We start from the raw sequence: 11,392 nt of genomic DNA, 5'->3' as shown, positions 1-11,392 counted from the left end.
GTTCGGGTGTGGGGTAAAATCGAAACGAATAGGCTTTTTCCATACCTCACATTTTAGCATATATTTCGTAAACGATGCTCATATTTAACAGTAAAGCCGTCGTAGAACGACGGGGTTTCAGACCCAAAATTTTCGATGACGATTTTCTCTTGGCTACCGTCCTTTAAGAAAACTGTAATACGCTTTTCGTTCACGCTCATCACCGTCCGGCCCCGGCGGCGAGGATGTCAATTGGGTCGATTTCTCCACCAGAAAACCTTTTAGTCTTGAGATAATATTGGGTAGGGGTCTGATGGTCTCCGTATCCAATCGGTAGGTCGATGGTCAGGTGGGGACGTGAAGACCTTGTTTTGAGTCAGAGGATAGAGAAGAGTGAAGAAATTGAGTATCTTGAGTGAAGAAATGAGTCGGTTTGATGGGGTAAGTCGATGAGACAATGGGATTGGAACCTAGTTTTTATCCACGGTACTGGGGTACGAGAACCTGCCTATAGCAAAACTTTTAGTATCATTATCCGAAAATTGAAAGAACGCAATGAAAATTTGCGTTTTCATAAGTGTTACTGGGGTGGTTCCCTCGGCACAACGTTAAATGCTGGGGGACTATCTATTCCAGTGTCGGATCAAAAAAAAGCCTCAGAAACCGATTTAACTGATGAAGACTATGTTCTGGGTTTATGGGAGTTACTATATCAAGACCCACTCATCGAACTGCAAATCCTAACCATAAGTTCCGAGGACAAAGGGGCTGTTTTTGGGGAAAAGCTAGGCGAGGATTTGGATAATCGGGTTCGAGCCTTAAATCCATCCTCTAATCTGCAAGAAATGCTCGATCAGGCTGGAATTGGCGAGTTTTTTTCTCAATCCCAATCCATTATCGTCAACGAAAGCGATTATCAAAAAGCGATCGAATCCGCCACGGAACCATTAGGAGAATACCGCATAGCGATCGCCCGTGCGCTGGTAGCCCAGAGTGCTATTTTGGTAAGGGATAACTATGGCGAATTTGCCTTATCGGTTAATGGGGGATTACGAGATCAAATTGTCGAGCAAATAGCGGCGGAATTAGGGGGTACGGAAAAAGGAGTTTTGTCCGGCATAAAAGAGATGATTTCTGGTACGATCAGGCGTATTATTCAGAATAATCTCCAAAGAAAGCGAAATGGATTCACGGAAGAATATAGTGGCACTTTGGGAGATATTTTGATGTATCAAGCAAGGGGACAAAAGCTTAGAGACTTTGTTCGCACAACCGTTGAACGTCTGGAATATCCCACCGTATTAATCGCCCATAGTTTGGGTGGTATTATTGCCGTCGATTTGCTATTAGAACAACAATTACCACAAGTGGCTTTGTTGGTGACGATCGGTTCTCAATCTCCTATTCTTTATGAACTGAATGCTTTGGTGGGGATGGAATATAATCCCAATGCCAAGCTGCCGGATACTTTCCCCGATTGGTTAAATATTTATGATCGCAACGATTTTCTGAGTTATGTAGGGGAGAAAATATTCCCCGGAAAGATACAAGATGTCGAAATAGATAGCAAACAACCTTTCCCTGAGTCTCATGGTGCATATTGGAATAATGACAAGGTTTGGGATGCAGTTTGGCAGAAGATGGTGGAGGTAGCTAATGGCTGAACCATCGACAACACAAGCAATTTTAGTGGGAATCGAAAAGTATGCTGATTCTAGTTCCATTCCAGATTTGAATGGCCCGGTCAATGATGTTTATCAGTTCTGTCAATGGTTACGAGATCGAAATGTGCCTCCCGAAAATATTTCGGTTTTCGTATCGCCACTCGATCGCAATACTGGAATCGTTGACGAGATTACCAGTCTGATCAACAGTAAACCCTTAGAAGCGACCAAAGATATAATCAATAAAGCTCTGCGTGAAGAAGCGAGAAAAAAAACAGCAAGCTTGTTTTTCTTGTTTTGGTCGGGACACGGTTGGATCGTCCCTCAAGGCGATCGTCGATTGATTTATGCCGATGCGACAATGGAGGACTTGAAGAACCTGAATTTAACTGCCCAGCTTAATGCTATGCAGACCGATTTATATAAAAATTTACCTCAGCAGTTACTAATCTTCGATGCTTGCGCTAATTCCCAATTATTAAAGATAACTCCACCTGACGATCTTCCCCCTATCGGTAAACATTTGCCAAGTCAAAAACAAATGGTAATGTTTGCCGCCAATCCGGGAGAATATGCGATTAATAAAGGCGACGAACAAACGGGTATATTTTCACGAGAACTATTAAATGAATTGAACTCATTAAAAGATACAGAGATTTGGCCTCCAGATCTGGAGTCAGTTATGCAGTCCGTGCAGAAAAAGTTCATCAAACTGCGAGAAGATAAACACACCAGGCAAACTCCTTCATATCTTTTATATCAGGACTGGTCGGGTAATAGAAAAGAACGATTTAGCGAAATTGAGCCAGCCACTAAAACAGGGAAACGGGATAGTTTTCCGCTACCTCGCAATTTAACTATCCAAGAATTAGGCCTATTGCGCGATCTTTTTTTACAATGCCAGTCAATGCAAGATCCCCAAAGTCGAAAAGATATTATTTTGAATCTCAGGAAGGAAATAGCCAATAACATCATCATGGAAGGTAATGCAAACAGTGTAGTATTAAGTGCAATTAAAACTTCTCGTGGTTATTCAGGAGGATTGGCGGAGCTATTAGACGTTATTGATATGCTCTACGAAAATGATTCTGTTGCCATGCAAAATTTAAGAAAAGCCACGATACAAATGTTGCCGGAGGAGTTTCCTTTAGAATGTTGTTGAGTGTTCCCACTAAACCAAGTGATCAAGGATTCAATCGGCTGATTGATGCCTTGGAGAATTGCCCTTCTATTCAAGATCCCCAAAAGAGAAAAGATATAATTGGTTTTTTGAGTGTTAAAGGTGTGGAAGAACGAAGCGATATGCGCTCTTCATTATTGGGTATTTTAAAAGCATTAAGCGGATTTATAGATAAATTTTGTGATTTAATAGATGGTATTAATTTTTACGAAAAAGATAGTGTTTATTACGATAGTTTAATTGCAGTTATTAGTGATATTGCTAAACAACAACAAAAAGAAATGAGTCAATCTCCTAAGACAATTACTCTTTTTGATAATGAGAATATTGAATTACCAAATAATAGTTGCGACGAATTATTTGAACGTTTATGGTCGGGAATATGCCCGATTCTCGATGAAATCGATTGGAAAGATATTTGGCAAGCCTGTTCTAAGATTGAAGAAATAAATAAACATGAAGATGACAAAGTTTATATCAAGAGTTTGTGTTTTACCAAGAATTATGAATTATTAAAACAAGTATTTCTTGACCAGTATAAATCCACAGCATTGATAAGAAAATTAGCTCAATCATTAGGTGATAACGAACGTATAAAATCATGGTTAGATGAGGCTAATTGCGATTTGAAAAAAACTGAAATCTTACCTAGCACTAAGGTTAATAAAAATAGCTCTTGCTTGCCACCGATATTATTAATTATGATTGAGAGACTTGCCAATGGAGAAAATCAAGATACATGGAACGTGAGGGGACAGTTTAAATTTCGGGATGAACTATCTGAAATTTCATTATCTAGAGATAAAAAAGGCTTTGATTGTCCTAAATTTGAAGATATTCCGAGAGCTATAAAAGCATACATCGATTATCTTGAGAGTGAGCCTCAATTTCGAGATAAAGCAATTGATGAATTAAGAATAGAAGTATTTATTCCAATTTTTGATTTACATTCTAATTTAGATAATTGGGTAATAATTTATGAAGAAGAAACACCTAGATCATTGGTAGTAAACTACCGACTATTTTTAAGAAGTAGAGAACGCATACGGAAAAATAGTCGCATCGGATCACTCAAAAAAGGATGGGAAAGAATCGATACTTTTTTGAGAGATAATTGTCGGGAAATATCTAAGAATATTCTAGCTAATGAAATAAAAAATACTCAAAAATCTAATATAATTGAGATTGGAAATAATCAAATCTCTAATTGGAAAGAACTAGAGATTTTTATGAAAAATTGCTCGAATCTGTGGGGGATTATATTAAAAGGTTCTCTCTTTGTCGATAAATCTGAGCGTATGAGGTTCTTTGAGTCTATTTTTGATAGTGGTATTCCCATCGCCGTTTGGAATTGGGATATTATTCCATCAGAAGTACAATTTGAACAGGAATTTACACAATGTCTGAGTTGCGATAATTTATCCGATCGATGTCGTGGGTTACTGGAAAAAACTTGGGAACTAAGAACTGTTTCATGGGGAACCAGGACTGAAACAGAGCGTAAACAGTATCCTGGTTATTATCTCGGTATGTTGTTAGAAGACCCAGAAATCTTGCCAGAAGAAAATCCCTTACAAACAATAGGAGCTAAGTAATAAAATGGTAGAAGAAACTAAATCAGTTCACTGGCAACCGTTTAATGGTCGGGGAGAACAGCTATCTGAAACTCTTAATCTTCCTTCTCCACCTCCTTGGAGAAATTTCGACAGACCTATTCTCGATCGAGATAGCGATCGCTGGTCAGAATTATTGAAACTTGTCGAGAAAGAAAAAAAAGATCGCGAGCGCGGTGAAAAATTCCGTTTGTCAGAAATCGCTGATAATAAAACCAATTCTCAAAATGCTCAACTTCAGGAAGCTATCGATTTGGTGATCGCCGGAGTAAATGCGGCTTTATGCTTGCGTCGTCCTCTGTTAGTGACTGGTCGTCCCGGTTCGGGGAAAACTTCCCTAGCCTATGCTTTAGCATACCAACTGAAATTGGGTCCGGTTTTAAAATGGTCGATTACGGCTCGAACAACTCTTCAGGATGGTTTGTATCGTTATGATGCGATCGCACGTTTACAAGAATCAGAACCCGATGGAAAACAAGATATTGGCTCTTATATCACTTTAGGAGCTTTGGGTACGGCATTTCTTCCTTCAGCTTTGCCCAGAGTGTTGCTAATAGACGAGATAGACAAAAGCGACATCAATTTGCCCAATGACCTCCTCAATCTGTTTGAAGAAGGCGAATATGAAATCCCCGAAATAAAACGCTGGACAGAGAGAAACCCCGATAAAACAGTTTCGGTTTTTACCTGGGATAAAAATCTTCATCCCGTCGAGCTAAAGAGCGGAATAGTGGGATGTAATGCTTTTCCTATCGTCGTTATGACCAGTAACGGCGAAAGAGATTTTCCTCCAGCCTTCAAAAGACGTTGTATTAGAATCAATATGCCCAATCCGGGCATTAATAATCTTAAATCCATAGTCAAATCTCACATGGGTGATGAATATTTTAATAAGTCTAGTGATCGTATTAGTCAATTAATTACAGATTTTCTGGGTAAAGATAAAAAAGATTTGGCAACAGATCAATTACTTAATATTGTATATATGTTAACTGGTGGTCCAGAATCCACTCTCGATCGCAAATCTTTGACAGAGTTATTGTTTAAGAGTTTGAACGATACGGAGGGATTATAATGAGCGATGCTTCCGCATCAGTGAAACCGGATCGATTCAAAAGGTTACTTAAGACTCTCAATCAGTCAGAGCTAGAAATGACCGGTTACGAGTTGGCCGATTTGTGTTGGCTATTGCTCCATTGGCCTCAAATTGTAGAAACTACTGAAAGCAAAAGTGAAGAAGAAATTGAAGATGGTTCTTCTAATGGTAATAGTTCTTCATCCTCATCTGAATCCAAACAAAAGGTTCTAGGGAAAGAAGAAGAGAAAAAAACGGAACCTGTGGGACACTTATTCCCGCGACAACAAAGCAAAGATTCATTCGTTGGTGGCGGTGGCTCTTTAACTTTTCCGGTCGATAATCCGTCGGATTTGGGCAGTTCTCTATCTTTGGCAAGAGCTTTAAAAACATTATTGCGGCGCGTACCTACACAGGATCGTCCAAGTATTTTGGATGAAGTACGAACAGTGGAAAGTTTTGCCGCAACTGACCAAAAAATCTTGAACCCTGTTTTTAAACCAACTTTAGAACCTTGGTTAGAACTAGCATTGGTATTTGATCGCAGTCCGTCGATGGATATTTGGCATCAAACCTTAACGGATCTTAAAACTGTACTACAACATTACGGTATCTTTCGTGATGTACAGGTCTGGCAATTAGCTTTCAAGGAAAATAATCTATTTCTTTATAAAGGATTAAGCAAGACTAATTCTAGAGTTTATCATCCGAAAGAATTACTCAATCCGAATGGCCGTCGTCTCATTGTAGTAGTTAGTGATTGTGTGGCATCCTATTGGCGAGATGGTAGGATGTTTCCGCTTTTAAAATTGTGGAGTCAATCGAGTCCATTAGCTATATTGCAAATGCTTCCAGAATGGCTTTGGCTGAAAACTGGCTTGGGATTGGGAGCGAAAGTAACTTTGTTTAGTGATGAACCGGGCCTAACTAATAGTCGATTAAAATTTAGAGATGTGCTGATTTGGGAAAACGTCTTTCGTGAACAGAATCGCTTACCGATTCCTGTTTTTACTTTAGAACCTTTCAGTGTCGAACGATGGAGTAGTGTAGTCGTGGGGCGCAGTGACACTAAAGTAGCAGGATTTGTACTGACTCCCGATACCAAAGAAGAATTAGAACCCGAGGCCGAGCTAAATTTAACTCCAGAAGAAATAGTTAGACGATTTCGCAACAATGCCTCACTTTTAGCTCAAGAATTAGCAGAATTGTTAGCGGCAACACCGACAATTTTTCTGCCCGTAGTTCGATTGATCCGTAAGGAAATGTTACCAGAAGCAGGTCAAGTCCAAATCGCAGAAGTATTTTTAGGCGGTATTCTTCGCGTTCGTTCGTTAGGGATTAAGGAATCTGACCCAGATGCGGTACTCTACGATTTTATCAATCCAGAAGTAAGAGACATTTTACAACTCAGTTCTACTCGCTCTACTACGGTAAATGTATTTGATCGCGTCTCCAAATATATCGCCAAACAACTGAACCTAGAATTACGGGACTTCCTCGCTGAATTGAAAAAACCCTCAACAGAAATAGGTGGAGATATACAGGGTGTTATTCGTCCTTTTGCCGAAGTGTCGGCCAGAATCTTAAGAAATTTGGGCGGAAATTATCTGGCCATTGCAGAGCAACTGGAGCAAACGGCAGCCCGTACCCCTGGTTCTCAAACGTCACAAAATACGCAATCAAAGAAAGTTCCAGTTTCAGTTAAAACGTTGCAAAAGTTAGAATTGTTACCATTTAACTTTGAGGTGGTGCGAGTAAATGCGAAGGGTGAGCAAATCGAAAAAGAGTCAAGAGAAGCCCAATATTTCAGCCAAGATTTGGGCAACGACATCACCTTAGAAATGATTGCCATCCCGGGGGGAACATTCACGATGGGTTCACCGCCAAATGAGAAAGATAGTTATAAGTATGAACACCCTCAACATCAAGTAACTGTCCCCCCTTTTTTCATGGGTAAATATCCCGTCACCCAGGCACAGTGGAGAGCAGTTGCCTCTCGCACGGATTTAAAAGTAGAAAAAGACCTTGATCCTGATCCCTCCCACTTTAAAGATCCCCCCAAACCCCCCTTAAAAAGGGGGGCTTCCGATTCCCCCCCTTTTGAAGAGGGGGCTAGGGGGGGATCGCCCACGCGCTGGGATAGACCCGTGGAACAAGTCAACTGGTACGATGCCGTCGAATTCTGTGCGAGATTATCGAAACTGACCGGAAGGGAATACCGACTACCGAGTGAAGCGGAATGGGAGTACGCTTGTCGTGCTGGAACCACCACCCCATTTTACTTTGGGGAAACCATTACCGGGGAATTGGCCAACTACAATGCCAGCAAAACCTACGCCGGGGAAGCGAAGGGAGAACATCGAGGAGAAACGACTCCCGTGGGACAATTTCCCCCCAATGCCTTCGGACTGTACGATATGCACGGCAATGTCTGGGAATGGTGCGCCGATACCTGGCACAATAATTATGACGGTGCGCCGAGGGATGGCAGTGCCTGGATAGAAAATGGGGATGATAATTGTTCTCCTCTGCGGGGCAGTTCCTGGGGCGACTATCCTTTTAACTGCCGTTCCGCGATTCGCAGCAGCCTCTACCGCCGCGACGACCGCTACCTCAATAACGGTTTTCGGGTAGTCTGCGTATTCGGGAGAACTCTGTAACCCTTTTTCCTTTTTCCCCTTTTACCCTTATTCCCTATTTTTTCTTTTTTCTTTTCTTTCCCGCCCTTAGGCGGGTCGATTTTTTTGAGAAAATGGCGTTAATGTTAAATTTTATGAAGGCGATGAAAGAGTTATCGGTTATCATACTAAATCCGTTGAGTATGGGCTACATATCAGGAGAGGCACTCATGCAAAAGGGGGAATAAATAGGGTTTGCTGAAAAAGCTTTTCGGTGGTGGCAGGGTGTGGGGTGTGGGGTGTGGGGTGTGGGGTTTTACCCATTTTCAGGGGGTCAATTACCTAATTTTCAGGGAAAAAGTCCAGGGATTTTCCCCCCAATCACTCCAAAGGTCGGCACTTTTTGAGGGAAAACAAGTCTAAAAACCCTATCCAACAAGGTTTTTAGATTTATTCAGCAAACCCTAAATAATCAGTTTTTAATAACCAGATTTATAAAGAGGATAGGAAAGTGGGGATTGAGAAGTGGCAAGTGGCAAGTGGGTTTTTAAAGTTCGATCGGGAGTCAATCATACCATTAAAAACGGATTTAGTAAGTAGCTAGACACAATTAAATGCACATATTTAACTACCTCTTGCCTCTTGCCTATCCTAACCAAGAAGTTAATTTTGCCCTATTACTTATCAGTTCCCATCTGTTGCCCCTAAGCTTTCTGTTCCTGTTTAGATTTATGTAGGGGATCCATATAAATCTCTAAGCGCTTAAATACCACAGAGGAAAGGGTAGTTAAAACCAAATAAACTAAAGCAACAGCGATATAAATCTCGAAAGCTTTATAGGTAGTAGCTACCATTAACTGACCTTGCCGGAATAATTCTTCAAAACCGATTACTGCCGCTAAACTGGTATCTTTAATTAGGGTGATAAATTCATTCCCCAAGGGTGGCAACATCCGGCGAAAAGCTTGGGGAAAAATCACCTCGTGCATGGTTTGCACTGGGGACATTCCTAGACTAGAACAAGCTTCCCATTGACCATTATCGATCGATTGAATACCGCCGCGCATAATTTCAGCTAAATAGGCCGCTACATTTAAACTTAGGGCAAATAAGGCCGCCGGTAAACGATCTAAGTCGATATTTAAGCCAATTTCTCGGAACAACCCTGGCAAACCAAAATAGATCAAGAATAATTGCACCAGCATCGGTGTTCCCCGAAAGAAATCCACATAGATGCGGCAAATTATTTTTAACCATTTGTAGGGAGAAATCAGGGCAATGGCCACTAAAGTTCCGCCGATTAACCCGAACAGAAAAGACAGAACTGTTAACAGAATTGTCCAGGGAACCCCTTTCACAATCAGGTTATAGAATAATTCTCCCCAGTTAAAACTTGATTCCTGTAAATTATTTAAAGCTGGGGCAACTAAGGGTAATTCTGGCGGTTTTTCTCCAAACCATTGCCGAAAAATAGCATCGTACCGACCACTTTCTATGACTCGACCGAGAGCATCATTAATTAACTGGAGATAGGGGGAATTTTTGGGTAAAGCAATCCCGTAGAATTCCTCCGTTAATAATTCTCCGACTACTTTTACTCCCCGTAAACCCGCTTGTTTAATTGCATACAAAGTCACGGGTTTATCGTTAACTACCGCCTCAACTCGACCATTAATTAATTCCTGCAAAGCTAAAGCCGCCGAGTCAAATTGACTAACTGTTGCCCCCGGTATTTTTGTCGCTTCTAAGGCTCCCGTAGTGCCAATTTGGACGGCAATTCTTTTGCCTTTTAAGTCTTCAAAATTTTTAATTGTCTTATTATCTTCCCGAACAGCGATCGCTAAACCAGCCCTAAAATAAGGTCGAGAAAAAGAAATCGCTTGGGCGCGTTCGGCGGTGATAGTCATGCCACTAATAGCGGCTTCCACTGTTCTCGCTTGTAGAGCCGGAATAATGCCATCAAAGGGTAAATTTCTAAAGTCAATGTTGAGATCGGCTTCCTTGCCAATCGCCCGCATTAAATCGATATCAAACCCAGTTAATTGTCCCCCTTGTTGAAATTCAAAGGGCGGAAAAGTTGCTTCTGTGGCGACTCGAAAAGGATTAGGAGGGGTCTGAGAAAAAGCCGGAATAACAGTTAATCCAAGCGCCAAGACTAATCCTAACAAGGCAAAGATAACTCTCTGTACCGCCCGCCCTCGCCAAAATTTAATCATTTTTTAATTGTTTCTCCTTGATTTTTTCGCTCAACTAAGTTAGTAATTTCGTCCTACTTCCCACCCAAGACAGATGTAGAGAGACTATTTGAGTATTATGATTATTCCTCTTGATAAAATGTCGTCAAGGATACAATCTGGCAGAAACTAATCTCGATACCTTTATACAGACAGAATGTAAAATTTTTTACGAGAGGATATCATGACCACTACTACCCCTGTGATTGTCAGTGAAGGTTTACGCAAAAGTTACGGCTCTTTAGAGGTACTTAAAGGAGTTACAGGCACTCTTTATCAAGGGGATGTGGTATCGGTAATCGGTCCCTCTGGCTGCGGCAAAAGTACCTTTTTACGCTGTCTCAATCGTTTGGAAACAATTAACGGCGGCCGCTTGGAGGTGATGGGGATTGACATCTCTTCCCCGAAGTTAAATCAATCAGTCCTCCGCAACTTACGCAGCCGGGTAAGTATGGTGTTTCAACACTTTAATCTTTTTCCCCATCTCACCGTTTTACAAAACTTGGTGTTGGCCCCCAAGCAAGTGTTACACCACTCGGAAAATGAGGCTAAAGATACGGCAATTCATTATCTGGAAAAGGTGGGATTAGCCCCAAAAGCCGATGTTTATCCCGACCAATTATCGGGAGGACAAAAACAACGGGTGGCGATCGCTCGCAGTCTCTGCATGAAACCAGAGGTGATTTTATTTGATGAACCCACTTCGGCCCTGGATCCGGAATTAGTCGGGGAAGTGTTAAACGTTATGCGTCAATTGGCCGATGAGGGGATGACTATGGTAGTCGTCACCCACGAAATGCAGTTCGCTAAGGAGGTCTCTAACAAGGTTTTGTTCTTTAATCAAGGTGTCATCGAAGAAGCAGGTGATCCCGACACCTTCTTTAATCATCCCCACAGCGAGCGCTTACAAGCCTTTTTAAGTCGCATCAATAGTAATTAGGGTTTGCTCAATTCAGGAGACAGGAGTCAGGAGTCAGGAGTCAGGAGTCCGGAGATAGGAGTCCAGAGATAGGAGATAGGAGATAGGAG

8 protein-coding genes are annotated in these 11,392 nt (G+C 41.4%); 6 read left to right on the top strand and 2 right to left on the bottom strand.

The window, feature by feature from the left end; translation table 11 throughout:
• Nucleotides 1-43, bottom strand: a 43-nt coding sequence (locus tag O9290_RS28375; protein ID WP_353737494.1) for a helix-turn-helix domain-containing protein, incomplete at its 3' end; no start/stop codon positions are given.
• A 385-nt stretch (nucleotides 44-428) separates the two neighbouring features.
• Here O9290_RS28375 and O9290_RS27825 point away from each other — a divergent pair.
• From O9290_RS27825 to O9290_RS27805, 5 genes are read left to right on the top strand one after another with little or no spacing between them, the layout of a single operon-like run.
• Nucleotides 429-1,643: a lipase family protein gene (locus tag O9290_RS27825; RefSeq protein ID WP_288057112.1), complete on the top strand. Its 1,215-nt coding sequence runs from the start codon at nucleotides 429-431 to the stop codon at nucleotides 1,641-1,643.
• Nucleotides 1,636-2,805 carry a caspase family protein gene (locus O9290_RS27820; RefSeq protein ID WP_288057111.1) on the top strand — a complete coding sequence of 390 codons (1,170 nt, stop codon included), beginning with the start codon at nucleotides 1,636-1,638 and terminating at the stop codon, nucleotides 2,803-2,805. The genes O9290_RS27825 and O9290_RS27820 overlap by 8 nt, the downstream gene beginning before the upstream one ends.
• Nucleotides 2,796-4,418, top strand: coding sequence for a VMAP-C domain-containing protein (locus O9290_RS27815; protein WP_288057110.1), 1,623 nt, complete (start codon nucleotides 2,796-2,798; stop codon nucleotides 4,416-4,418). The genes O9290_RS27820 and O9290_RS27815 overlap by 10 nt, the downstream gene beginning before the upstream one ends.
• 4 nt (nucleotides 4,419-4,422) lie before the next feature.
• Entirely contained in the window at nucleotides 4,423-5,511 is a 1,089-nt protein-coding gene (locus O9290_RS27810) for an AAA family ATPase (protein WP_288057107.1), read from the top strand.
• Nucleotides 5,511-8,171 (top strand): formylglycine-generating enzyme family protein, encoded by a 2,661-nt coding sequence (locus O9290_RS27805; protein WP_288087759.1) that lies wholly within the window; start codon nucleotides 5,511-5,513, stop codon nucleotides 8,169-8,171. Before O9290_RS27810 ends, O9290_RS27805 begins: the two co-directional genes overlap by 1 nt.
• Nucleotides 8,172-8,833: 662 nt before the next feature.
• On the opposite strand, the gene O9290_RS27800 is transcribed toward O9290_RS27805, so the two are convergent.
• Complete coding sequence (locus tag O9290_RS27800) at nucleotides 8,834-10,345, bottom strand: ABC transporter permease subunit (protein ID WP_287971399.1); 1,512 nt, start codon at nucleotides 10,343-10,345, stop codon at nucleotides 8,834-8,836.
• 202 nt (nucleotides 10,346-10,547) lie between these two features.
• Between O9290_RS27800 and O9290_RS27795 the strand changes: the two genes are divergently transcribed.
• Nucleotides 10,548-11,303 (top strand): amino acid ABC transporter ATP-binding protein, encoded by a 756-nt coding sequence (locus O9290_RS27795; protein ID WP_190723085.1) that lies wholly within the window; start codon nucleotides 10,548-10,550, stop codon nucleotides 11,301-11,303.
• The last annotated feature ends 89 nt before the right edge of the window (nucleotides 11,304-11,392 follow it).

The sequence above is a fragment of the Microcystis sp. LE19-41.2A genome (assembly GCF_027530405.1).
GTDB classification, from domain to species: Bacteria; Cyanobacteriota; Cyanobacteriia; order Cyanobacteriales; family Microcystaceae; genus Microcystis; species Microcystis aeruginosa.
The sequence above is the reverse complement of the archived record's forward strand: the minus strand, read 5'-3'. Positions and strand labels throughout refer to the sequence as shown.